The following is a 25,482-nucleotide window of genomic DNA, read 5'->3' as shown; positions in this document are numbered from 1 at the left end:
CAGCGAAAGGCGTGATTGTACGATGGAACTATGGTTCACTGAAAAACAAACAAAGCATTTTGGAATTACGGCGCGTATTAACCGCACATTACATACGGAGCAAACAGAATTCCAAAAACTTGATATGGTTGAAACGGAAGAGTTCGGAAACATGCTTATTTTAGACGGCATGGTTATGACAACAGAAAAGGACGAGTTCGTTTATCATGAAATGGTAGCGCACGTACCTTTATTTACACATCCAAACCCTGAAAACGTATTAGTTGTTGGCGGAGGCGATGGTGGTGTTATTCGTGAAGTGTTAAAACACCCAAGCGTGAAGAAAGCAACTCTTGTTGAAATCGATGGAAAAGTAATTGAGTACTCTAAGCAGTACTTACCATCAATTGCAGGTGCATTAGATAATGAACGTGTAGAAGTAAAAGTAGGAGACGGTTTCCTACACATCGCAGAAAGCGAAAACGAATATGACGTAATTATGGTAGATTCTACTGAGCCAGTAGGCCCAGCAGTAAACTTATTTACAAAAGGCTTCTACGCTGGAATTTCAAAAGCGTTAAAAGAAGATGGTATTTTCGTTGCCCAAACGGACAACCCTTGGTTTACACCAGAACTAATTACAACTGTATTTAAAGACGTAAAAGAGATTTTCCCAATTACTCGTCTATACACAGCAAACATTCCGACGTATCCAAGTGGACTTTGGACGTTCACGATCGGATCTAAAAAACATGATCCATTAGAAGTAAGTGAAGAGCGTTTCCACGAAATCGAAACGAAATATTACACAAAAGAATTACACAATGCAGCATTCGCACTACCGAAATTTGTTGGCGATTTAATTAAGTAAGAGCGTTAAATTGAAATAAATAAAGTGTAAGTAACTCATTTAAGGTGTTTGTCTAGAAGGCTTGAACATGCTAGTTACTTACACTGCTACAAATGAAGTAGTCTTCTTGTAAGAAAAAGAAGGCACAGGTAAATCGAGAAAGAGGAGTTATAGGCTCCAAATTTGAGAAATAATGAAAGGTTGGGATACCTTAAGTTCCACACAAGGAGGAAAAGAGTATGCGTTTTGATGAAGCTTATTCAGGTAAAGTATTTATAAAAAGTCATCCAAGTTTTGAAGAGTCAAAGGCGGTTATTTATGGGATGCCTATGGATTGGACAGTAAGTTTTCGTCCAGGATCTCGCTTTGGCCCTGCACGTATTCGTGAAGTATCAATCGGTCTTGAAGAATATAGTCCGTATTTAGATCGTGAACTAGAAGAGGTAAAGTACTTTGATGCGGGTGATATTCCATTACCATTTGGGAACCCACAGCGCAGCATAGACATGATTGAAGAATATGTAGCAAAACTATTAGATGCCGGTAAGTTTCCACTAGGTCTCGGCGGAGAGCACTTAGTGTCTTGGCCAATTTTTAAGGCAATGGCAAAAAAATATCCGGATTTAGCAATCATCCATATGGATGCTCATACTGACTTACGTGAGTCATATGAGGGAGAGCCTTTATCCCACTCTACACCAATTCGTAAAGTGTGCGATTTAATTGGTCCGGAAAACGTATATTCTTTCGGTATTCGTTCTGGAATGAAGGAAGAATTCGAATGGGCAAAAGAAGTAGGTATGAACTTATATAAATTTGACGTATTAGAACCGTTAAAAGAAGTATTACCGAAACTTGCAGGACGCCCAGTCTATGTCACAATTGACATCGACGTATTAGACCCAGCTCACGCTCCTGGAACAGGAACATTAGAAGCTGGAGGTATCACATCTAAAGAACTATTAGAGTCCATCGTAGCAATTGCAAATTCAAATATAAAAGTAGTCGGAGCAGACTTAGTAGAAGTAGCTCCAGTCTACGATCATAGTGATCAAACACCAATCGCAGCAAGTAAATTCGTGCGGGAAATGCTGCTCGGTTGGGTGAAATAAAAGTGAAGCCGACTGTTTAGACCCGGTGACTAAGGTTCTTTCCTGCAAAAGGTGCTTTTTACCTTTTGGCAGGGAAGGTTCTTAGACGCAAGGGTCTAGAAGGCGTAACTGGATAAAATAAAAGCGGAAGCGGCTTGCTCAGAATCGCAGGTCATTGGAGCACTCGACCGAGAAGCGCTTTTGGCTTCGAACGAGAGTGTGAAATGGCCGGAGATTCTAGCCGTTGTAGCTGGATAGAGTAAAGGCCTCCTAGATGACTAGGAGGCCTTTACTTTTGTCGTTATGTGTCGGTAAGTCGATATATTTAAAAAATCGCTGATATAATTCAAGTTGCGGTCGATATATTCGAAAAATCGCTGATATAATTTCACTTACCGTCACGAGACATCAAAAAAGAGCTATTCTCAAACGATGAGAATAGCTCTTTTTCTTATGCGATTTTCTCTTCCGAAGCAGTTCCGCGAATTTCATCAGCAGAACGGATTGGATATTTGCGGAACACAATGGAACCGACGTATCCAACAATTGTGGTAACGATTCCACATAATACGGCAGCAATCGTTACTTTTATTACATCATTAAATCCGAACAACACGAGAAGTCCTGGAATTGGTGATGCTGTCCCTGGTGCATTATTAACGAGCTGGAATAGCGACGTAATAATACCGGCAAGCGCACCGCCAACAAAGTTTGTCATATAGATAGGAATTGGGTTTGCTGAGACAACATCGGCTTGTGTTAACGGCTCGATTGCCACAGCGATTGTATCTTTCTTTGAACAGATTTTTAGTCGTTTAAAGAAAATGAAGTTCATTGGGGCAGAAGCTGCTACGGCAAGACTACCAATTGCCATTGGTAAACCAGTTAATCCAAGCATTGCAGTTAGTGCCATAGAACTTAATGGAGATGTAGAGATAACTGTTATTAATCCACCAAGCATAATACCCATAATGATAGGACTTTCTGTAGTTGCAACTGAAATCATAGAACCGATTTTACCGAGTGTTGCGTTAACGAGTGGATCCATAAGCATGGCCATTCCACGTGAAATTGGTGCGGCAATAAATAGAATTGCTAAAAATTCTACACCAGCTGGTAATTTCTTTTCGAGAAATTTCACGACGAAAGCACAAACATATCCAGCGAAAAATCCTGGTAAAATACCGAACCCACTAGTAGCTATACCGATTAAAACAGCGTATACGGGTGAAACACCGATTGCTAATGCTACTAAAATCGCCGCTGCGACACCGCTCATACTACCAGAAGCTTCTCCTACTGATTGTAAAAAGTCATTATGAAACATTTCTCCACCGATATAACGGTGAAATGCCTCAATAAGAAAACTCGCGATTGCTGCATTAGCTAAAGCACCCATTGCTTTCATTCCGTAAGGAGCACGGTAACTAAAAAGTGTAAATAGACAGAGTACAACAAGTAATAGTGCTAAACCTTGCAAGATAGCCATTTGAAAACTGTCTCCTTTGATTTTTGTAATAAAAATTCGTATCATTCAATAATAATATAAAAGTTTGTTAAACGGAAAAACTTTTTGCCCGGAAATTGCTGTAAGGTGAAAAATCCTTACAATAATGTAAGGGAAGTGTAAGACATTTCGATGGAGTATAGTATGCTTTTTTTCGTATAATACAGGTATAGACATACGGTTAGTGAGAAAGAAGTGCAAACAGGAGGCGCATTTATGAAATTGGTCATTAAAGTTTTAGCTGTGTTCGCCATTATTTTAGGGGGAACAGCATATTATTTAAACACAAAAACAGAAGGGGTACATGCTTTTGTAGACAACTTCTTTTCAAATAAAGAAATACAAGATTATTATGCAGTTATAGATAAAGGTGAGAAAAAAGATGATGAATATTTGTATACATTTAAAGGGTATACGGAAGACGGAAAGCTACAAATTATTAAAAGAATAGTGAACCGTGAATTGCATACAGGTGATTTTATAAAAATTTATGCAAAGGGTATGCAAGGAAAAGGATGGGCTGAAATCCCGAAAGAATCAATCCCGCAAAAGGCATTACAAAAAATAGAAAAAGTTTAAAAGGAGCGAACAAATCGCTCCTTTTTTAATTCGTTAAAATTGTAATAGATGTGCTCTTTGTATTAGAAGTGATTGTTGCTCTTCCGCCAATGGGAAAAGTGAAAATAGGAGTTGTATGCCCAAAACTAGCATTTGCAATGATAGGTATATGTTTAAGTTCTACCTTTGAAGCAATCATTTCTTGAATGTCTGCTATCGCACATTCTGCTCCTTTTTGCATTCTTCCTATAACAATGCCTTTTACATGTTCAAAGTCAGGTTGCTGCATAAGAGAATGTAAATATCGATCAAAAGTTTTAAGGGTAGCTTTTTCTGTTAGACTATCCTCTTCAAGAAATAAAATTTTGTCCTGTAAGTTAGGCATATATGGCGTACCTTGTAGTAAATTAAATGTGCTCATATTACCACCAATAATATCTCCTGTAGTTTCTCCTTCTTGAATTGAAACATATCCTTCATTTTTAATAAATTCTCGATTTTCCTGATCAATATACCAAGAATCATCGCTCCATGTTTCAGCCGGAAATATTTCAATAGGCTCATTAGAAGTTAAGCATTTTAAAAAGTAATCGGTCATATAATCGAGGCCTTTCTCCATTCCAAATGAAGAGAAGTGAGGACCTGAATATGTAACTAAGCCTGTTTTAGCATAAATCGCGTTAGTTAAAGCGGTAATATCAGAATAACCGCAGAAAAACTTCGGATTTTCTCGAATTAAATCATAATCGAGATGTTTCAATAAACCGTTAGAGTTGTATCCGCCAAGTGTCGTCAAAATTGCTTTTACATTAGGATCTCTAAATGCTTCATGAAAATCTTGAACTCGTGAAGCAATAGAGGATGAAGAAAAGCGATCTATTTCTTCAGCATTTTTTGAGAATGTAACGTGAAAGCCCATATCGGTTAATCTTTTTGTGGCAAGCTCTCGGTTCGTATTTGAGACAATACTTAAACTACAAGATGGTGAAATAACCCTTATTTCATCACCTTTTTTTAATTTTGTTGGTATCACCAAATTCACCCCTTTAAAGTGAAAGAATATTTAGATTTAAAAAACATTTTAACATATGAAATAAAGTGAAGGTGAATTATTTTTTGAAAAGGAGTTTTCCTGATTTTTCAGCAGACAGACAGAGTCTTTTTTTGATATGATAGGAAAAGTGATTTATTATAAGTAGTATTTAATATCTATAACATTTGAAGGGTGTGCAAGACGTGAAGAAACAACTTGCAGGCTTGCCGGTACACGTTCATTTCGTAACAGAAATCCGTGAAGGGGCGAGGAAGGAAACCGTTGCTTTTGAAGCAAATGGTCAATACTATGTAAAAGGTCAAGGTACATATATAACATTCCAAGAGTCGAACGAACAAGGCGAAGTGAAAACAATTATTAAAATTCAAGATGAACAAGTTCTCATTATGCGTTCAGGTGCTATTTCTATGCGTCAGACGCATGTGAAAGGTGAATGGACAACTGGTACGTATACGAGTGAGCTTGGTACGTTTGCATTGCAAACGAAAACTGATAACGTTCTTTTTAAATGGTCGGATGAAAAGAAAAAAGGACAACTTTTCTTAACGTACGCATTGCTTCTAAGTGAACAAGAGGCTGGCAGATATACAATTACAATTAATTTGAAGGAGGCAAAGTAATGAATTCTTTAGAACAAGTAAAAGAATTGATTAAAGAAGAAATTCAAGCTGCTGTATTAAAGGCAGAATTAGCGACAGAAGAACAAATTCCAAACGTTGTATTAGAATCGCCAAAAGATAAAACAAATGGTGACTTCTCTACAAATATGGCAATGCAACTTGCACGCGTTGCGAAAAAAGCACCTCGTATGATTGCAGAAGAATTAGTTGCAAACTTCGATAAAGCAAAAGCTTCTATTGAAAAGATTGAAATCGCTGGTCCTGGTTTTATTAACTTCTACATGGATAATAGCTACTTAACAGACTTAATCCCAACAATCGTTAACGCTGGTGAAGCATACGGTGAAACGAATACTGGTAAAGGTGAAAAAGTACAAATTGAGTTCGTATCTGCGAATCCAACAGGCGATCTTCACTTAGGACATGCACGTGGTGCGGCAGTAGGTGACACTTTATGTAACGTATTAGCAAAAGCAGGATACGATGTATCTCGTGAGTACTACATTAATGATGCTGGTAACCAAATTCATAACTTAGCTCTTTCTGTTGAAGCTCGTTACATGCAAGCTTTAGGTTTAGAGAAAGAAATGCCAGAAGACGGTTACCATGGTGCGGACATTATTGGAATCGGTAAACGTTTAGCTGAAGAGTTTGGCGATCGTTATGCAAAAGCTGATGCAGAGGAAAGCTATGAATTCTATCGTTCATACGGTTTAAAATATGAGTTAGCAAAACTTCAAAAAGACTTAGCAAGCTTCCGTGTTAACTTCGATGTGTGGTTCTCAGAAACATCATTATACAAAAACGGAAAAATTGATCAGGCTCTTGCTGTATTAAAAGAGCGTGACGAAATCTTTGAAGAAGGCGGAGCAACTTGGTTCCGTTCAATGACTTACGGTGACGACAAAAACCGTGTATTAATTAAAAATGACGGTTCTTACACATACTTGACGCCAGATATCGCTTACCACAGTGATAAATTAGAGCGTGGTTTCGGTAAGCTAATCAACATTTGGGGTGCTGACCACCACGGTTACATTCCTCGTATGAAAGCTGCTATTCAAGCGCTAGGTTACGATAAAGAAACACTTGAAGTAGAAATCATCCAAATGGTACAACTGTACCAAAATGGTGAAAAAATGAAAATGAGTAAGCGTACAGGTAAAGCAGTTACACTTCGTGAGCTTATGGAAGAAGTAGGCGTGGACGCAATGCGTTACTTCTTCGCAATGCGTAGCGGTGATTCTCATTTAGACTTCGATATGGACTTAGCTGTATCAAAATCTAATGAAAACCCAGTATACTATGCACAATATGCTCATGCTCGTGTATGCAGTATCCTTCGTCAAGGTGAAGAGTTAGGATTAGCTACAGGCGAAGACGTGAATTACAAACTTGTTACTTCTGAGAAAGAAGTAGAGTTACTGAAAAAACTTGGTGAATTCCCAGCTGTAGTTGCGGATGCAGCGCAAAAACGTCTGCCACACCGCATTACAAGCTATGCATTTGAATTAGCTGCAGCATTACACAGCTTCTACAATGCAGAAAAAGTATTAAACCAAGATAACTTAGAATTAAGTAAAGCTCGTTACGAATTAATGAAAGCAGTACGCACTACACTTCAAAATGCATTAGCAATCGTAGGAGTATCTGCACCAGAAAAAATGTAATAGACAAAAGAAAAGATACTTATTTTTGTTTAGAAATGATATACAAGTTGATATAAAGACATCTGATCAGCCTATACACTGATTAGATGTCAAAGAAAGAAGATCAACGAAAAGACGTATGGGGGAGAACCTCACGTACGTCTTGATGAGGGTAAACTGAAATAAAAAAGAGATGGCAGAGCTGTCTCTTTTTTTTATTTCAGTTTTCTAATATAAATACATGTGACAAATATATGTTATGGTGATGAAGTGAAAATAGTAAAATACCAATTAACTATTGATTTTTAGTAACGATTCTAGAATAATAGACTGTTGGGGGTAAAATTATCAAAAATCCATATATGTATTATTAGTTGGTGGAATGTTACTAGGAAATGGTGTGATTGTTGTAAAAAACATTGTTACAGCTATGCCAAATACTAAAATACCAATTCATCTAACCAATTAGTAATTAATCTTGAAAACTTCCAGCTTAGTCAAGAAACTAGGGGGATATGTTTAAAATAGTACATATAGTACAATTGAAGTTTTCATGATTTGATAAAAAATAATGAAAGGATATAAATCTCTCGGTTTTGATATTATCATCATATATAAGCTCATTTTAATTCTTCGACATAGCCATGGAACCCATTAGGCAAAGTGTTTTTTCTCGACACTCATTTATATACTCCAAAAATGAAAAGGCTGAATTTCGTATTTCTATGCGATTTACATGAAATCAGTTGACAATCATACTCTTTTTTATTTACCCCCAAATTCGGTCCACTGTATTCAAATTTGGAGAATATGACTATCATCTTGCATAGGCAAACAATACTTCATCCAGAGCGTTTTTAATTATATAATGCTGGCGGTGGAACGCTTCTTGTTCTACTTGTTTCGGTGTGTAGGTCGGCTGTGTAACTAAACACAAAAGGCTTTAACATATGGCCAATTTCACCGCAAATTATAATGGCAGAAAACGCATCTTCAATAACATCTTTTAGAACACGAGTATCCAAGTATGTTTCACAGTTCGAACTTTCCTTGGCTGATATGCTAATTTCGATTATAGATGGTACTTCTTGTTATTCTTTAGGAGGATAAGTAAGGAAGTTGACCAAATGTATATTTACTGTGAAGTAGCTTGGTCATACTTTCCGGCAATGAAATTTTTTGTATTTATAGAGCAAGCGTTTGCGCTAGATGTGAAGAAATTTCGAGAACTCTACGGCATAATAAGACAAAAGACTGTCATGAGTTTTATCGTGAGTGCTTTTCGAATTGTCTTTTTCTGACTTTGAAGTTATTCTAGGGTCCGTCCATGTGTATTTGTAATTTGAATTTCTTTATCTGTTTTTGTTAAACAATATAGACCAGAAATAACATAGTTTAGACATGTCGGAGAAATGAGATGAATCTATATAAAAGTCAGACTTCAAACTTCAAACTTCAAGTTTCTAAGCAATAGAAGGGTTGAAAAAAGAGAAAAAGATGATAATAGCTATCAAAAATATTTAAGTAAAATAGTTTAATGACATTGAATAATAGAATCTTTGTCATAGTATGTTTGTACCAGGATTTATCTATTTTTAATTTTATAGGAGGATAACATAAAATATGTATTTAAAAAGAGTTACTTCGATTTTTTCGATTATAATGATTTTCATGTTTACTATAGGTCAGAGTTTTTTAGGTATTGTAGCAAATGCACAAGAGTTAAATACGGTAGGACTTGTGGATAGTTTTAAGATTGATAAAACAAACCTTTCTATTGGACAAGAGACTAAAGTAACTGTAAATTTCAGTGAAAAAAATGGAGTTAGGCTGAAGCCAGGAGACACACTAACATTAACACTGCCTCCAGAATTAATAGGGTTGGACACAAAGTTTGATTTAGGTGATTATGGTACTTGTACAGTCAATTCAGGTACTGTGGTATGTACATTTAATGATAAAGTAGATACACGTGAAGATATTAAAGGATATTTAAACTTTTACGTGCAAGCTGCTAATGTAGGAGAAGATCAAAAGAAAGAGATTGAAACCAATTTCGGTACAAATTTAGATAAGCAAGCTGTAATAATTACCGGTCCAACAAGTGGTGGTGGTACAGATCCTGGAAAGGGTCCGTTTTTTTATAAAACTGGTGATATGAGAGGGAAGCCAGGTGAGGTGCGTTGGTTCTTAAATGCAAACTTAAATAAAGAAGAGTTAAGTGATAATATTGTTGTGACTGATAATTTACGAGAAGGTCAAATACTTAATAAAGATAGTTTTAGGATAGATATTGATAATTATCTAGGCCGTCAGTACTTATCACTGCAAGAGTTTGAATCTAAAGGTTATGGAAAGATTACCTTTACTGGTGAAAACTCATTTCAAGTTGTGCTTTATAAGGATAAAGCACGTCTTGCCTCCTTTTCGATTGCTTATACATCTACTATAACGGATACCGGAAAGATGCAAGATTTCTTTAAGAATGATTATACGGTTGATTACCAAATTTATAATAAAGATAAAGTTACTGAATCGGATAGCCACTCAGTTGAAAATAGGACAGCCGGCGGTGGTGCTGAAGGAGTTCCAAAAGGAACGCTAAAAATTGTTAAGCACCTTGATAAAGATGAAGAAAAAGTAATACCGAATGTTTCATTTAATTTGTATAAAGAGTCGGGTGAACAAGTTGGAGATCTATATACAACAGATGAAAAAGGTATCATCGAAATCAAGGGTTTAACACCAGGCAAATATTATGTGAAAGAAGTTTCAGCTCCAGACTATATTGATTTTGATCCACAAGCAAAAGTAAGTTTCGAAGTTACATCAGATGCTGTAAACGGAATTAAACTACCGATTTCGAATAAAGTGAAAACTACATCTGTTTCAGGAACGAAGACGTGGAAAGACAGCAACAACAAGTTTGGTAAACGCCCAGAAAGCATTACGGTTCAATTGCTTCAAAATGAAAAAGAGTTCAAAACGCAAGAAGTGAAAGGCGATAAGGCTGTCGACGACTGGAATTTCAGTTTCAAAGATCTTCCAAAGTATGATGAAAAAGGACAAGAGTACACGTACACAGTAAGTGAAGTAAAAGTGAAGGACTATGAAACAAAAGTAGAAGGAACAACGATTACGAACACTTACAAAAATACAGAAACAACAGAACTAAGTGGCAAGAAAGTCTGGGAAGACTACAACAACCAGTTCAAAACACGCCCAGAAAGCATCACAGTTCAATTGCTTCAAAATGGAACAGAGTTCCAAACAAAAGAAGTGAAAGCTGATGAAAAAGGTAACTGGACTTTCAGTTTCCCAGATCTACCAAAGTACGATGGACAAGGAAATGAGTTCCAGTACACAGTAAGTGAAGTAAAAGTGAAAGACTATGAAACAAAAGTAGAAGGAACAACGATTACGAACACTTACAAGAATACGGATAAAACAGAACTAAGTGGCAAGAAAGTCTGGGAAGACTACAACAACCAGTTCAAAACACGCCCAGAAAGCATCACAGTTCAATTGCTTCAAAATGGAACAGAGTTCCAAACAAAAGAAGTGAAAGCTGATGAAAAAGGTAACTGGACTTTCAGTTTCCCAGATCTACCAAAGTACGATGGACAAGGAAATGAGTTCGTGTACACAGTAAGTGAAGTAAAAGTGAAAGACTATGAAACAAAAGTAGAAGGAACAACGATTACGAACACTTACAAGAATACGGATAAAACAGAACTAAGTGGCAAGAAAGTCTGGGAAGACTACAACAACCAGTTCAAAACACGCCCAGAAAGTATTACGGTTCAATTGCTTCAAAATGGAACAGAGTTCCAAACAAAAGAAGTGAAAGCTGATGAAAAAGGTAACTGGACTTTCAGTTTCCCAGATCTACCAAAGTACGATGGACAAGGAAATGAGTTCCAGTACACAGTAAGTGAAGTAAAAGTGAAAGACTATGAAACAAAAGTAGAAGGAACAACGATTACGAACACTTACAAGAATACGGATAAAACAGAACTAAGTGGCAAGAAAGTCTGGGAAGACTACAACAACCAGTTCAAAACACGCCCAGAAAGCATCACAGTTCAATTGCTTCAAAATGGAACAGAGTTCCAAACAAAAGAAGTGAAAGCTGATGAAAAAGGTAACTGGACTTTCAGTTTCCCAGATCTACCAAAGTACGATGGACAAGGAAATGAGTTCCAGTACACAGTAAGTGAAGTAAAAGTGAAAGACTATGAAACAAAAGTAGAAGGAACAACGATTACGAACACTTACAAGAATACGGATAAAACAGAACTAAGTGGCAAGAAAGTCTGGGAAGACTACAACAACCAGTTCAAAACACGCCCAGAAAGCATCACAGTTCAATTGCTTCAAAATGGAACAGAGTTCCAAACAAAAGAAGTGAAAGCTGATGAAAAAGGTAACTGGACTTTCAGTTTCCCAGATCTACCAAAGTACGATGGACAAGGAAATGAGTTCGTGTACACAGTAAGTGAAGTAAAAGTGAAAGACTATGAAACAAAAGTAGAAGGAACAACGATTACGAACACTTACAAGAATACGGATAAAACAGAACTAAGTGGCAAGAAAGTCTGGGAAGACTACAACAACCAGTTCAAAACACGCCCAGAAAGTATTACGGTTCAATTGCTTCAAAATGGAACAGAGTTCCAAACGAAAGAAGTGAAAGCTGATAAGGATGGTAACTGGAGTTTCGACTTCAAAGATCTACCAAAGTACGATGGACAAGGAAATGAATTCAAGTACACAGTAAGTGAAGTAAAAGTGAAAGACTACGAAACAAAAGTAGAAGGAACAACAATCACGAACACTTACAAAAATACAGAAACAACAGAACTAAGTGGTAAGAAAGTCTGGGAAGACTACAACAACCAATTCAAGACACGTCCGGAAAGCATCACGGTTCAATTGCTTCAAAATGGAACAGAGTTCCAAACAAAAGAAGTGAAAGTTGATACAGCTGATAAAGAAGGCAACTGGACTTTCAGCTTCAAAGATCTACCAAAGTACGATGGACAAGGAAATGAATTCAAGTACACAGTAAGTGAAGTAAAAGTGAAAGACTACGAAACAAAAGTAGAAGGAACAACGATTACGAACACTTACAAGAATACGGACAAAACAGAACTAAGTGGTAAGAAAGTCTGGGAAGACTACAACAACAAGTTTGGTAAACGCCCAGAAAGTATTACGGTTCAATTGCTTCAAAATGGAACAGAGTTCCAAACAAAAGAAGTGAAAGCTGATGAAAAAGGTAACTGGACTTTCAGTTTCCCAGATCTACCAAAGTACGATGGACAAGGAAATGAGTTCGTGTACACAGTAAGTGAAGTAAAAGTGAAAGACTATGAAACAAAAGTAGAAGGAACAACGATTACGAACACTTACAAGAATACGGATAAAACAGAACTAAGTGGCAAGAAAGTCTGGGAAGACTACAACAACCAGTTCAAAACACGCCCAGAAAGTATTACGGTTCAATTGCTTCAAAATGGAACAGAGTTCCAAACAAAAGAAGTGAAAGTTGATACAGCTGATAAAGAAGGCAACTGGACTTTCAGCTTCAAAGATCTACCAAAGTACGATGGACAAGGAAATGAACTCAAGTACACAGTAAGTGAAGTAAAAGTGAAAGACTACGAAACAAAAGTAGAAGGAACAACAATCACGAACACTTACAAAAATACAGAAACAACAGAACTAAGTGGTAAGAAAGTCTGGGAAGACTACAACAACAAGTTTGGTAAACGCCCAGAAAGTATTACGGTTCAATTGCTTCAAAATGGAACAGAGTTCCAAACAAAAGAAGTGAAAGTTGATACAGCTGATAAAGAAGGCAACTGGACTTTCAGCTTCAAAGATCTACCAAAGTACGATGGACAAGGAAATGAATTCAAGTACACAGTAAGTGAAGTAAAAGTGAAAGACTACGAAACAAAAGTAGAAGGAACAACGATTACGAACACTTACAAGAATACGGACAAAACAGAACTAAGTGGTAAGAAAGTCTGGGAAGACTACAACAACAAGTTTGGTAAACGCCCAGAAAGTATTACGGTTCAATTGCTTCAAAATGGAACAGAGTTCCAAACAAAAGAAGTGAAAGCTGATGAAAAAGGTAACTGGACTTTCAGTTTCCCAGATCTACCAAAGTACGATGGACAAGGAAATGAGTTCGTGTACACAGTAAGTGAAGTAAAAGTGAAAGACTATGAAACAAAAGTAGAAGGAACAACGATTACGAACACTTACAAGAATACGGATAAAACAGAACTAAGTGGCAAGAAAGTCTGGGAAGACTACAACAACCAGTTCAAAACACGCCCAGAAAGTATTACGGTTCAATTGCTTCAAAATGGAACAGAGTTCCAAACGAAAGAAGTGAAAGCTGATAAGGATGGTAACTGGAGTTTCGACTTCAAAGATCTACCAAAGTACGATGGACAAGGAAATGAATTCAAGTACACAGTAAGTGAAGTAAAAGTGAAAGACTACGAAACAAAAGTAGAAGGAACAACAATCACGAACACTTACAAAAATACAGAAACAACAGAACTAAGTGGTAAGAAAGTCTGGGAAGACTACAACAACCAATTCAAGACACGTCCGGAAAGCATCACGGTTCAATTGCTTCAAAATGGAACAGAGTTCCAAACAAAAGAAGTGAAAGTTGATACAGCTGATAAAGAAGGCAACTGGACTTTCAGCTTCAAAGATCTACCAAAGTACGATGGACAAGGAAATGAATTCAAGTACACAGTAAGTGAAGTAAAAGTGAAAGACTACGAAACAAAAGTAGAAGGAACAACGATTACGAACACTTACAAGAATACGGACAAAACAGAACTAAGTGGTAAGAAAGTCTGGGAAGACTACAACAACAAGTTTGGTAAACGCCCAGAAAGTATTACGGTTCAATTGCTTCAAAATGGAACAGAGTTCCAAACAAAAGAAGTGAAAGCTGATGAAAAAGGTAACTGGACTTTCAGTTTCCCAGATCTACCAAAGTACGATGGACAAGGAAATGAGTTCGTGTACACAGTAAGTGAAGTAAAAGTGAAAGACTATGAAACAAAAGTAGAAGGAACAACAATCACGAACACTTACAAAAATACAGAAACAACAGAACTTAGTGGTAAAAAAGTTTGGGAAGATTACAACAATAAGTTCAACACACGTCCAGAAGGCATCACAGTTCAATTACTTCAAAATGGAGCAGAGTTCCAAACAAAAGAAGTGAAGGCTGATAAGGATGGTAACTGGAGTTTCGACTTCAAAGATCTACCAAAGTACGATGAACAAGGAAATGCGTACACGTACACAGTAAATGAAGTAAAAGTGAACGGATATGAAACAAAAGTGGACGGAACAACAATCACGAACACTTACAAAAATACAGAAACAACAGAACTAAGTGGTAAGAAAGTGTGGGAAGACTACAACAATAAGTTCAACACACGTCCAGAAGGCATCACAGTTCAATTACTTCAAAATGGAGCAGAGTTCCAAACAAAAGAAGTGAAGGCTGATAAGGATGGTAACTGGAGTTTCGACTTCAAAGATCTACCAAAGTACGATGAACAAGGAAATGCGTACACGTACACAGTAAATGAAGTAAAAGTGAACGGATATGAAACAAAAGTGGACGGAACAACAATCACGAACACTTACAAAAATACAGAAACAACAGAACTTAGTGGTAAAAAAGTTTGGGAAGATTACAACAATAAGTTCAACACACGTCCAGAAGGCATCACAGTTCAATTACTTCAAAATGGAGCAGAGTTCCAAACAAAAGAAGTGAAGGCTGATAAGGATGGTAACTGGAGTTTCGACTTCAAAGATCTACCAAAGTACGATGAACAAGGAAATGCGTACACGTACACAGTAAATGAAGTAAAAGTGAACGGATATGAAACAAAAGTGGACGGAACAACAATCACGAACACTTACAAAAATACAGAAACAACAGAACTTAGTGGTAAAAAAGTTTGGGAAGATTACAACAATAAGTTCAACACACGTCCAGAAGGCATCACAGTTCAATTACTTCAAAATGGAGCAGAGTTCCAAACAAAAGAAGTGAAGGCTGATAAGGATGGTAACTGGAGTTTCGACTTCAAAGATCTACCAAAGTACGATGAACAAGGAAATGCGTACACGTACACAGTAAATGAAGTAAAAGTGAACGGATATAAAACAAAAGTGGACGGAACAACAATCACGAACACTTACAAAAATACAGAAACAACAGAACTAAGTGGTAAGAAAGTCTGGGAAGACTACAACAATAAGTTCAACACACGTCCAGAAAGTATCACAGTTCAATTGCTTCAAAATGGAACCGAGTTCCAAACGAAAGAAGTGAAGGCTGATAAGGATGGTAACTGGAGTTTCGACTTCAAGGATCTACCAAAGTACGATGAACAAGGAAATGCGTACACGTACACAGTAAATGAAGTAAAAGTGAACGGATATAAAACAAAAGTAGAAGGAACAACGATTACAAACATTTACAAGAATACGGAAACAACAGAACTTAGTGGTAAGAAAGTTTGGGAAGACTACAACAATAAGTTCAACACACGTCCAGAAGGCATCACAGTTCAATTACTTCAAAATGGAGCAGAGTTCCAAACAAAAGAAGTGAAGGCTGATAAGGATGGTAACTGGAGTTTCGACTTCAAAGATCTACCAAAGTACGATGAACAAGGAAATGAATACACGTACACAGTAAGTGAAGTAAAAGTAAATGGATATGAAACAAAAGTAGAAGGAACAACAATTACGAACACTTACAAAAATACAGAAACAACAGAAATCAGTGGTAAGAAAGTCTGGGATGATAACAACGCAATAGATCGTCCAGTATCCATCAAAGTAGACTTATTACAAAATGGAAAAGTTATTGACACGAAAGAAGTAAGCGCGGCAACAAACTGGAAGTACACGTTTGAAAAACTACAAGTATATGATGCAAACGGAGTAGCGTACAAGTATGAAGTGAAAGAACAACCAGTAGCGGGATACAAATCCGAAGTAAATGGTTATGACATCACGAATACAAAAATCAAGGACGAACCAGGTGTAGATCCAAAAGATCCAAGCAAGACAGATCCAAAAGATCCAAGTACAGATCCAAACACAAATACAGACAAAAATAGCGATTCAAAAGTTCCACCTACTACAGAAAATGATAAGCCAACATTACTTCCTAACACAGGAGGAACATCAGCAGAAATGAGTTCAATTCTTGGAGGTATTGTATTATTCCTTTTAGGTGGAATCCTACTCGCTCGTCAGCGAATAAAATAATAAAAAAGATTTAGATTATTGATTACACTGTAATCTGAGTAGCAGACAAATTAAAAAATTACTATTGATATTACGCCCTTTAGGTAAGTATTCAAAAACACTTCACGATAAAGTGAAGGGAAGAATGCAACCTGAAGGGTTTTTTTATAGAAAAAAGAGAACAATTTCAGGTTGGGCTCAATCAGCGGCCGAATAATATGGTCAGCTTTCATAGAGATAAGCGGCTCTAAAGTAATAACGAAACCGCTTTCAATAAGTCTATTATCCATTGGGTCATAAGCTTAGAATGTGGTGTGGTATCTCATGTGATTTAAGATCAATGACCATGTTCCGTTAAGTTTTGGATGAATGCATAGCCATTTTTATGGCTAATTTAGAAATAGTATTTTGTAAAGCTTTGCTCGTGAGTAGCTGCATCAGCGTTTGTTTCAGGAATAAAAGCATTTGTTCCTAAAATAACTGTTAAAGCTAACACAACTGCAAGAATAATTTTTTCATAGTAGAAAGCCTTCTTTATTAGATGTAATTACTATTATTACAATTTTTATTCTACATGGTAATACCATTCAATAATGTAACCACATTAATATATTACGTTTTATATTATGCACAATAAATCGTATAATTAATATACTTTAATTAATACATTAATGTTTTTTTGGTAAGAACGCTATGTAATAAATATGCTGTTATACATATTTATTTTTCCTTAATAAAAAGCCACCGATTAATCGGTAGCTTGAAATAGTATTAAGCAGCTTTTTGTCCTGTTTTCATGGCAGGCTGAAGGGTATTATAGACACCGGTTCCAATGACCTCTAATGCCATTTTCATACGTTCTGGTGAAATGTTCTCAAATACGTTATCTTGAGGCGTGTGATATACCTTTTCGATATGATAGATTAATGGATTCCAACTATCGACGCCCATCCAAATAAATAGTGCAGAAGGAATACCCACTTCAGCAAATGGTACGTGATCACTAGAGCCAAATTTCCCTTGAAGAACGAGATCATTATTTAATTGTTTACCTGCTTGTAAGGCAGCATCTGTTACAAGGTTTGTCGAGCCATCAGGAGTCATTGCATATAAATTCTTTGCTTTATCATAATTCGTTGCAACCATGTCTGCGTTAAAAACACCTAAAATTCGATCGCGTTCCTTTTGGGACAGACTATTAACATAATAATCAGAGCCAAGTAAGCCGATTTCCTCAGAACCAAAAGCAATAAAACGAATTTCTTTATCAGTTTCTACATTTTGAAAAGCACGAGCTAATTCTAATACTAATCCTGTACCAGAAGCATTATCATTTGCCCCAGGTGCTCCAACGACACTATCATAGTGTGAACTTACAACGACAGCTTTTTCATTACCTGTACTATTTTTTGGTTTCTTTTTAGCGATGACATTTAGGGATGTTAAATTAGATTCATGTCTCGCTTTTAGGGAAAGAATTGTTGTCTCCTTTTTAGCGATTTCTTCTTTAAACGCATTTCCTTGAGCATAAGCAAGACCAAAGACAGGGATAGACTGCTTTTTAGTTAAGCGAGGATTAAAGGTTTGTCCGTAGTTTCCACGACCTCCAATTAAACTGTATAAAAGAACACCTTTTGCCCCTTTACTAACAGCATTTTCAACTTGTTTATTATAATCTGCTACTGTGGCACCTCTTTCGAATAAAACAATTTTTCCGTTTACCTCATTTGGAATATCGTCCAATTTTGTACCACCTTGAACAAAGATAAGCGGAGCTGTAACAGCTTCTGTAGAAATTAGTGAATTGGGAGCAGCACCAGCTTGCCAATTACGCTTTGCCTCTAATGGTGATTCGATAAATCCAACGTATTGATCCGGAACTTGAAAGGGTTGATACTCTACTTCATATCCCATTGACTTAAGCTTCATACCAATATAGCGAGAAGCCCATTCTTCTGATTTTGTACCACCTGGACGGGGACCGATTGTTTCGGATAAGAAACGGATATGCTCGATGGCGCGGTTTGCATCAACTTGTTTTGTAATAGGTGGAGTCTGTGTAATTTCTGACGTGGAATCAGCTTTTGCTTGTCCGATTGGAGCTAAGCTAACGGCGAGCGATACAGCAAGCAAGGAGCTTACTATTTTTTGTTTCAGTGATTTTCTCATTTTTTCCTCTCCCATTCTTCTATTCTCTCTGACTGACAAAAGAAGACGGATAACGACCTTATTTTACCTTTATATATCTTAATTTTCAATAAATGTATGTTGAGAAATAAAAAACGCTATATGCACATTTGCATATCTTTAGCGGATATATGTATGCTATCATTTTAAATGAAGGATCGCTTTCTGTTTTGAAGGCTCCTACATTGCATGAATCTAGTGTACCCAAACTTTAGATTATGTAGGGAAAAGAGATCCGTTATAGGATTTCTTTTCTTTTGTTTTGTTTGAATCATGTGATGGTAACTATGTTTCCGCATTTCATAATTATCATCAGTGATATATGTAAGGCATCCATATGAAAATACGAGGCTGTTCAAGAGTTTTCCGTACTTTTGGACAGCCTCACCCCGTTAAAAAGGTGATACTTTGATGTATCACCTTTTTATTTGTATAAGCTTTCTGTTTATATGGATGTTACATACTTAAAAATAATAAAAAAACAGCCGCTTTAGTAGAAGGAATCTACAAAACGGCTATTTTTGATTATAGTTGAGTTAAAATAATTGGCTCGCCACGAGTGACGACAACTGTATGTTCACATTGTGCAACAAGGCTTTTATCTGGTGTAACGAATGTCCAACCATCATCACCGCGCTCAATGATATGATCAGCTTTCATAGAGATGAATGGTTCTACAGCGATAACAAGACCGTCTTTTAGAAGCGCATTATCCATTGGATCATAGTAGCTTAAGATGTGGTTTGGAGCTTCGTGTAAGCTAAGACCAATACCGTGACCAGTTAAGTTTTGGATTACATTATATCCACTTTTATGTGCAAAGTTAGAAACAGCACGACCAATTTGATTTTGTTTTGAGCCAGCTTTTACTTTTTTCATTGCTTCCCAAAAAGAGTCTACTGCAGCTTGGCAAAGTTTTTCTTTTTCTTCATCTTCTCCAAGAACAAATGAGATACCTGTATCTGCATAATAGCCGTCAAGTGCTGCCGATACGTCTACGTTTACTAAATCGCCTTCTTTTAATATGCGATCGCTTGGAATGCCGTGAGCAACTTCTTCGTTTACACTAATGCAAGTTACACCTGGGAATTTATATTCTTTTTCAGGCGCTGAAATAGCACCGTTCTCGTCTAATACTTTTTTACCAATTAAATCAAGCTCTTTCGTTGTCATACCTGGCTTCGCTTGTTTTTTCATTTCTTCGCGTGCAAGTGCAACGATGCGGCCGATTTTTCGTAAACCTTCTAAATCTTGTTCATTACGAATAATCATGAAAACCACTGTCCTTCCTCGAATATATGTCTTATCCGATTGTATCATGTTTATTTTTGTACTGCTACTCGCGTGCGGTATAAGGGTTGATTCCTCTCATAAAGAATACATGACAATTGTCATATGGATGTCATGACGCATCATACTGTTTCCTAACTTTTCCAGCGCATACAATGTAAATATAAGAAACAGCGGGGGTGGAGAGATGGAAAAGATTATTGAAGTAAATGGTGTTTCTAAAACATTTAAACATAAAAAAGCAGTAAATAACGTTTCATTTCATGTAAATAAAGGGCAAATAGTAGCATTACTCGGTCCAAATGGTGCGGGGAAAACAACGACAATTTCAATGATGCTCGGGTTAAAAGATCCGACAGAAGGGAATGTCTCTATATTTGGAAAGAGTCCGAAGCATAGAGATGTTCGTAATAGCCTTGGTGCGATGCTGCAAGAAGTAAGTGTGATTGATAGTATCACGGTAGATGAGGCAATTGAGTTATTCCGTAGTTATTATACGAATCCAGTAGCGAAAGAAACATTACTTCAGTTATCAAATTTAGAATCAGAGCGAAAACAAAGATGTGAAAAGTTATCAGGTGGTCAAAAGAGAAGGTTAAATTTTGCACTGGCACTTGCAGGAAATCCAGAGTTGTTATTTTTAGATGAGCCGACAGTTGGAATGGATATTACGTCTCGAAAAACATTTTGGGAAACGATTAGAAAGTTAGCAAGTGAAGGGAAAACGATTATTTTAACGACGCACTATTTAGAAGAGGCAGATGCTTTAGCAGATCGGATTTTATTATTTGCGAACGGAAAGATCATCGCAGATGGTACGCCAGATGAAATGAAAGCGACGATTTCTCGAAAAACGATTTCGTTTTATTCGAAAGAAAGTATCCCTATGGGCTTGTTAAAGGAATTGCCGAATGTAACAGGAGTACAGTCAAATGAGGGGCGGATTATTTTAACAACGGAGGATACTGATGCCACGTTACAAGCAATTTATCAAAAGAACCTACCTGTAACTGATATTTCAGTTGAACGTGGAAGTCTCGACGAAGCATTTGAACAGTTTGTCGCAAATCAGAAGGGGGAAATCGCATGAGAGCACTATGGATGCAATGTAAAATAGAGGTTTTGCGTACGTTCCGTAATAAATTATTTATCTTTTTCTCATTATTAATGCCAGTTATGTTTTACTATATTTTCACAAATGTTATTCAAGTCCCACAAAACGGAGATGCTTGGAAAGCTCATTATTTAATTTCAATGGCGACTTTCAGTATTGTAGGGACTGCACTTTTTAGTTTCGGTGTGAGACTTTCTCAGGAAAAAGGGCAAGGATGGACACATCTTTTAAAAATTACACCACTTCCAGAGGGAGCATATTTAGCAGCAAAGATTATTGCTCAAACAGTAGTGAATGCTTTTTCAATCTTAGTTATTTTTATGGCAGGAATATTAATTAATAATGTCGAGTTAACAGTAGGTCAATGGATTGGTGCCGGATTATGGTTATTATTAGGCGTGACACCATTTTTAGCACTCGGAACAGTAATAGGTTCAATCAAAAAGGCGGATGCAGCTGCTGGCCTGGCTAATATTTTAAATATGAGCTTAGCTGTAGTTGGCGGATTATGGATGCCAATTGAAGTATTCCCAAAAGTATTAAGAACTATTGGAGAATGGACACCAACATATCATTTTGGTAGCGGGGCATGGGATATTGTAGCTGGAAAATCAATTGGATGGGAAAATATCGCGGTACTAGGAGGTTATTTCCTTATATTTGTTGTAGTATCAATATATATAAGAAAAAGACAGGAAGCGGTATAAATGATAGAGAAGAAGAGGATTGAGATTTTTCCGAAACATATGGGTTTCTTCCCGTATATGTGGTTAGTATATCTGTTATTTCCGATTTACCATCTAACGCAGGTATCAGGGTGGAAACTTGGGATAGGGAGCGGTATGTTGGTGCTTTTTATTATCACATACCGTCAACTTTATTTTGTTAATAAGACGTTCATTTTATGGGCATGTATTCAAATGGTACTCATCTTTTTATTTGCCTTATTTTATAATGCCTTTATGATATTTTTTGGTTTTTTTACTGCAAGTGCGATGGGCTTTGCGCCAAGTAAGAAAGTATTTCGAGTGTTGTTAGGACTGTTGATTACAATGCTTGGATCCTTTATATTCGTATATTTTAAGCAGTTAACAACTACAAGTTTAGTGAATATAGTTCCAATGTTTATTTTAATGCTTCTTACGCCATTTGGAATGCGTAATTTTAATCAGAAAAAGATGTTGAAAAATCAATTAAACGAAGCAAATGAACAAATTAAAGACTTAGTAAAACGTGAAGAGCGCCAGCGAATTGCAAGAGATCTTCATGACACGTTAGGACACACATTATCTCTTATTACTTTGAAAAGTCAGCTCGTGGAGAAGTTAATTGTGAAAAATCCAGATCGTGCAAGTATGGAAGCGAAGGAAATTACACAAACATCTCGTACCGCTTTAAAACAGCTGAGAGAATTAATTTCTGATATGCGTATGATTACAGTGGAAGAAGAACTTGAGCAAATAAAAGCGATTTTGCAAGCTGCCAATATTGAATTAGAAGTAAAGCAGGAGGCTAATTCTAGTTCGTTATCGCCAATCGAGCAAAATATTTTAGGTATGTGTTTACGTGAGGCAGTTACGAATGTAGTGAAGCATAGTAAGGCGACAGTGTGCATTGTTTCTATATTAGAATCACAAGGTGAATTGATTTTAAAAGTAGAAGATAATGGCGTCGGTTTAGAGGAGCAAAATCATGATGGAAACGGCATTCGTGGTATAAAGGAACGAATTGCCTTAATTGACGGTCTAGTGGAGCTAGATACGATTAATCCGGGGACGCTATTAACAGTAAAAGTACCAGTTGTCATTAGAACAGGAAAAGATGAGGTGAGGGCATGATTCGAATTATTATTGCAGAAGATCAACGGATGCTTCGTGGTGCATTAGGAGCCCTACTTGATTTAGAAGATGATATGGAAGTGATTGGGCAAGCTGCGAACGGGGAAGAGGCGTTAAAATTAATTGAATCGTTAGAGCCGGATATAAGTATTATGGATATTGAAATGCCGATTCAAAGTGGATTGGATGTTGCTGAAACTTTAAAGAAAGAAAAATCATTATGCAAAGTAATGATTTTAACAACATTTGCAAGGCCAGGGTATTTTGAAAGGGCGATGAAAGCTGGTGTGCACGGATATTTGTTAAAAGATAGCCCGAGTGAAGATTTAGCCGCAGCAATTCGTAATGTAATGAAGGGAAAACGAGAGGTTTCTCAAGATTTAATGTTTGGTTTATGGCAGGAGCAAAATCCATTATCAGATCGTGAAAAAGAAGTATTGTTACTTGCTAAAGAAGGAAAGACGGCAAATGAAATTGCGAAAACACTTTATCTTTCACCGGGTACAGTACGTAATTATATTTCCGAAGTGTTAACGAAGCTCGACGCGAAAAATAGAATTGAGGCAATTACAATTGCGGAAGAAAAGGGATGGATATAAAAAGAAGTTTACCTATAGTCGGTAAACTTCTTTTTTTCTTATTTTCCTTGTTGTACTTCTACTACTTTATTAATTTTTGCTAGTGCTTTATATCCATGTGCTTGGAAAGCCTTTTCGAATTCTGTTGCTGTCGTATTACCATATAAGTCTTTTGCAGCTTGTACAATGTGAGATTGAAGTGATTCAAAATCTTCTGCTGAAGTTGCGTAGTTTTGCAATGCACGCATAACAACTTTACTTACTTTTTCATTTCCTTGTCTTTGAACAGATATACCGTTATACGTTTTACCTTCAGCTAATTGATATAATACATGGCTAATGATTCCGGAATTCACATGAGATTCTTGATTATTTCCATCATTATAGAAATCTTGTAAGTTTGTATATAGTTTGTTGCCGCCGTCACCAATTTCACCTGGGATGTCACGAATTGTTAGACCACCTAACGTATCACCCATAATCCAATTTCCTTTATCTTTCTTTACGTAATATTCTATTTGTGTACCCCAAAAATCTGCTAGACCTTCATTTAGCGCAGATGTTTCAGCACTTGGATATCGCACAATTTTATTTTTCGTCGTACCACTAAATACAGCATGTCCAAATTCATGGGCTGTTACGTCAAGAGCAGAGGTTAATTTTCCATTTAGCCCGTCACCAAAGACCATTTGATTCCAACCTGGATGCCAAAACGCATTTACATAGTTTTCTTTTACACCATCACTAACTTCAGTAGAATCAAATCCGTGGACGCTAGCAACAACTTTTGAATCTTTATTATCGTAACTTTTTAGATTATGTTCTTTCTTAAAATAGTCGTAAATATTACTCATGTTTTTCATAACACCAGCTGCTTCTTTATCTGCAAAGTTCGAAGTGTTACTTGAAATAAGTGTCCCTGGATAACCGGCTTGGCTATCGCCACCAAGAGAGTCAGCATAGTCTGCGTTATAAATATAAATACCATTTCCACGGGATAAATCAGCTAAATAAAATTTTCCGTCAGTACCTTTTGCGATATTAAATAATACATTTTCTTGTAGCGCATTTTTCCCAGTTCCTTGTTCTTTCGCTGGTGATAGTTTAGGTGCTGTTACTTGATTAATAGTTTTATTTTCTTTATTTTTAATAAACTTTTCTTGGAAAAGTACTTCACCAGTTTGTAAGTCCATGATTACATTTCCGTTTATAACTTGTTCATTGTTTTCATAAGTAAATGTAAGGACCGTTGCGTATGTATAGTGCCCATCTTTTTTCGTATAAACTACCGTTTCGCTAGAAAATTCTGTTTCTGTCGCATCACTTGGAATTTGAAGTATATTACGTAATTTAGATTTTACTTCATTTTTCGACAAAAAATTTGTTATAGTAAGATTAAGTTGTTGGTCTAAATTTTGGGCAACTTTACCACTAACAGTTGTAATTACTCCATTTTTATCTACTTTTACAATGAGGTCTTGACCATATACTTTATAGTTTTTGTATGTTTGTGCAAGGCGTAATTCGGTTTGATTTTCTTTTGTTTCTGTATTTGTAGGTTGAAAATCGACATTCTTTTCAGTAGTAACTTGCTCTTGTTGAGCTTTAGCCCCATTTACCGCACCTTTTAAATACTTTTTAGCAATATTCTCTTTTGTATCGTTTTGAGGTTGTGTTAATTTTCCGATTGTTAAACCAGGCTGAGCAATTTCAACTTTCACTTCATTTTTATCTAATTCTTGAGCGTGAATAGCTTCTGTTGATAAAGGACAAAGAAGACCGAATGTAACGAAAGCACTAGCAAGTTTTCTATAATTCATCTATAACACTCCTAATCTTGTATTGT

At 36.5% G+C, this 25,482-nt stretch carries 15 protein-coding genes and 1 pseudogene; 10 read left to right on the top strand and 6 right to left on the bottom strand.

From position 1 onward, the window contains the following. Positions 1 to 22 precede the first annotated feature (22 nt). Together speE and speB are read left to right on the top strand one after the other, a co-directional pair. On the top strand, positions 23 to 850 hold the full coding sequence (gene speE / locus MHB76_RS25515) for a polyamine aminopropyltransferase (protein ID WP_000424696.1): 828 nt from the start codon (positions 23 to 25) through the stop codon (positions 848 to 850). Between the two features lie 218 nt (positions 851 to 1,068). Continuing rightward, on the top strand, positions 1,069 to 1,941 hold the full coding sequence (speB, locus tag MHB76_RS25510) for an agmatinase (RefSeq protein ID WP_016106742.1): 873 nt from the start codon (positions 1,069 to 1,071) through the stop codon (positions 1,939 to 1,941). 430 nt (positions 1,942 to 2,371) lie between these two features. Here the strand turns inward: speB and MHB76_RS25505 are convergent, their stop codons facing one another. Continuing rightward, entirely contained in the window at positions 2,372 to 3,409 is a 1,038-nt protein-coding gene (locus MHB76_RS25505; protein WP_078174654.1) for a PTS sugar transporter subunit IIC, read from the bottom strand. 234 nt (positions 3,410 to 3,643) lie between these two features. Between MHB76_RS25505 and MHB76_RS25500 the strand changes: the two genes are divergently transcribed. Then, a complete protein-coding gene (locus MHB76_RS25500) occupies positions 3,644 to 4,006 on the top strand; it encodes a YxeA family protein (RefSeq protein WP_002113100.1) in 363 nt (120 codons plus the stop codon). Between the two features lie 25 nt (positions 4,007 to 4,031). Here the strand turns inward: MHB76_RS25500 and MHB76_RS25495 are convergent, their stop codons facing one another. Beyond that, the gene (locus MHB76_RS25495; protein WP_078174655.1) at positions 4,032 to 5,018 is read right to left on the bottom strand and encodes a S66 family peptidase; all 987 of its coding nucleotides are present in this window, start codon (positions 5,016 to 5,018) and stop codon (positions 4,032 to 4,034) included. A gap of 203 nt (positions 5,019 to 5,221) precedes the next feature. Here MHB76_RS25495 and MHB76_RS25490 point away from each other — a divergent pair, with 203 nt between their 5' ends. From MHB76_RS25490 to MHB76_RS25480, 3 genes are all read left to right on the top strand, one after another. Continuing rightward, positions 5,222 to 5,659: a DUF1934 domain-containing protein gene (locus tag MHB76_RS25490; protein WP_016106740.1), complete on the top strand. Its 438-nt coding sequence runs from the start codon at positions 5,222 to 5,224 to the stop codon at positions 5,657 to 5,659. Beyond that, complete coding sequence (gene argS, locus MHB76_RS25485; RefSeq protein WP_016106739.1) at positions 5,659 to 7,329, top strand: arginine--tRNA ligase; 1,671 nt, start codon at positions 5,659 to 5,661, stop codon at positions 7,327 to 7,329. Before MHB76_RS25490 ends, argS begins: the two co-directional genes overlap by 1 nt. Positions 7,330 to 8,931: 1,602 nt before the next feature. Beyond that, a complete protein-coding gene (locus MHB76_RS25480) occupies positions 8,932 to 16,650 on the top strand; it encodes a Cna B-type domain-containing protein (protein ID WP_340988054.1) in 7,719 nt (2,572 codons plus the stop codon). Between the two features lie 191 nt (positions 16,651 to 16,841). Here MHB76_RS25480 and MHB76_RS25475 read toward each other — a convergent pair. The 3 genes and pseudogenes from MHB76_RS25475 to map form a co-directional block, all read right to left on the bottom strand. Further along, positions 16,842 to 17,020: pseudogene (locus MHB76_RS25475) on the bottom strand (type I methionyl aminopeptidase); the annotation flags it as partial. 380 nt (positions 17,021 to 17,400) lie between these two features. After that, a complete protein-coding gene (locus tag MHB76_RS25470; RefSeq protein WP_078174964.1) occupies positions 17,401 to 18,798 on the bottom strand; it encodes a M28 family metallopeptidase in 1,398 nt (465 codons plus the stop codon). Between the two features lie 543 nt (positions 18,799 to 19,341). Beyond that, the gene (map, locus tag MHB76_RS25465) at positions 19,342 to 20,136 is read right to left on the bottom strand and encodes a type I methionyl aminopeptidase (protein ID WP_078174962.1); all 795 of its coding nucleotides are present in this window, start codon (positions 20,134 to 20,136) and stop codon (positions 19,342 to 19,344) included. A gap of 157 nt (positions 20,137 to 20,293) precedes the next feature. Between map and MHB76_RS25460 the strand changes: the two genes are divergently transcribed. The 4 genes from MHB76_RS25460 to MHB76_RS25445 are packed head-to-tail and all read left to right on the top strand — an operon-like array spanning position 20,294 to position 23,657. Then, complete coding sequence (locus tag MHB76_RS25460) at positions 20,294 to 21,196, top strand: ABC transporter ATP-binding protein (RefSeq protein WP_016106734.1); 903 nt, start codon at positions 20,294 to 20,296, stop codon at positions 21,194 to 21,196. Continuing rightward, positions 21,193 to 21,927, top strand: a complete 735-nt coding sequence (locus tag MHB76_RS25455) for an ABC transporter permease (RefSeq protein ID WP_002113090.1) — start codon at positions 21,193 to 21,195, stop codon at positions 21,925 to 21,927. Before MHB76_RS25460 ends, MHB76_RS25455 begins: the two co-directional genes overlap by 4 nt. Further along, on the top strand, positions 21,928 to 23,058 hold the full coding sequence (locus MHB76_RS25450; RefSeq protein WP_340988050.1) for a sensor histidine kinase: 1,131 nt from the start codon (positions 21,928 to 21,930) through the stop codon (positions 23,056 to 23,058). Beyond that, on the top strand, positions 23,055 to 23,657 hold the full coding sequence (locus tag MHB76_RS25445) for a response regulator transcription factor (RefSeq protein ID WP_340988048.1): 603 nt from the start codon (positions 23,055 to 23,057) through the stop codon (positions 23,655 to 23,657). The genes MHB76_RS25450 and MHB76_RS25445 overlap by 4 nt, the downstream gene beginning before the upstream one ends. A 38-nt stretch (positions 23,658 to 23,695) precedes the next feature. Here the strand turns inward: MHB76_RS25445 and MHB76_RS25440 are convergent, their stop codons facing one another. Beyond that, the gene (locus MHB76_RS25440) at positions 23,696 to 25,456 is read right to left on the bottom strand and encodes a M4 family metallopeptidase (protein WP_340988046.1); all 1,761 of its coding nucleotides are present in this window, start codon (positions 25,454 to 25,456) and stop codon (positions 23,696 to 23,698) included. Positions 25,457 to 25,482 lie beyond the last annotated feature (26 nt).

Origin of the sequence: Bacillus sp. FSL M7-1345, assembly GCF_038006985.1 — a bacterium.
GTDB classification, from domain to species: Bacteria; Bacillota; Bacilli; order Bacillales; family Bacillaceae_G; genus Bacillus_A; species Bacillus_A cereus_U.
The sequence above is the reverse complement of the archived record's forward strand: the minus strand, read 5'-3'. Positions and strand labels throughout refer to the sequence as shown.

What these genes read in the sequence shown, in the direction of transcription:
- speE (WP_000424696.1), top strand. Translation starts at nt 23, where the DNA reads ATGGAACTATGGTTCACTGAAAAACAAACAAAGCATTTTGGAATTACG.
- speB (WP_016106742.1), top strand. Translation starts at nt 1,069, where the DNA reads ATGCGTTTTGATGAAGCTTATTCAGGTAAAGTATTTATAAAAAGTCAT.
- MHB76_RS25505 (WP_078174654.1), bottom strand. Translation starts at nt 3,409, where the DNA reads ATGGCTATCTTGCAAGGTTTAGCACTATTACTTGTTGTACTCTGTCTA.
- MHB76_RS25500 (WP_002113100.1), top strand. Translation starts at nt 3,644, where the DNA reads ATGAAATTGGTCATTAAAGTTTTAGCTGTGTTCGCCATTATTTTAGGG.
- argS (WP_016106739.1), top strand. Translation starts at nt 5,659, where the DNA reads ATGAATTCTTTAGAACAAGTAAAAGAATTGATTAAAGAAGAAATTCAA.
- MHB76_RS25480 (WP_340988054.1), top strand. Translation starts at nt 8,932, where the DNA reads ATGTATTTAAAAAGAGTTACTTCGATTTTTTCGATTATAATGATTTTC.
- MHB76_RS25470 (WP_078174964.1), bottom strand. Translation starts at nt 18,798, where the DNA reads ATGAGAAAATCACTGAAACAAAAAATAGTAAGCTCCTTGCTTGCTGTA.
- map (WP_078174962.1), bottom strand. Translation starts at nt 20,136, where the DNA reads ATGATACAATCGGATAAGACATATATTCGAGGAAGGACAGTGGTTTTC.
- MHB76_RS25460 (WP_016106734.1), top strand. Translation starts at nt 20,294, where the DNA reads ATGGAAAAGATTATTGAAGTAAATGGTGTTTCTAAAACATTTAAACAT.
- MHB76_RS25455 (WP_002113090.1), top strand. Translation starts at nt 21,193, where the DNA reads ATGAGAGCACTATGGATGCAATGTAAAATAGAGGTTTTGCGTACGTTC.
- MHB76_RS25450 (WP_340988050.1), top strand. Translation starts at nt 21,928, where the DNA reads ATGATAGAGAAGAAGAGGATTGAGATTTTTCCGAAACATATGGGTTTC.
- MHB76_RS25445 (WP_340988048.1), top strand. Translation starts at nt 23,055, where the DNA reads ATGATTCGAATTATTATTGCAGAAGATCAACGGATGCTTCGTGGTGCA.
- MHB76_RS25440 (WP_340988046.1), bottom strand. Translation starts at nt 25,456, where the DNA reads ATGAATTATAGAAAACTTGCTAGTGCTTTCGTTACATTCGGTCTTCTT.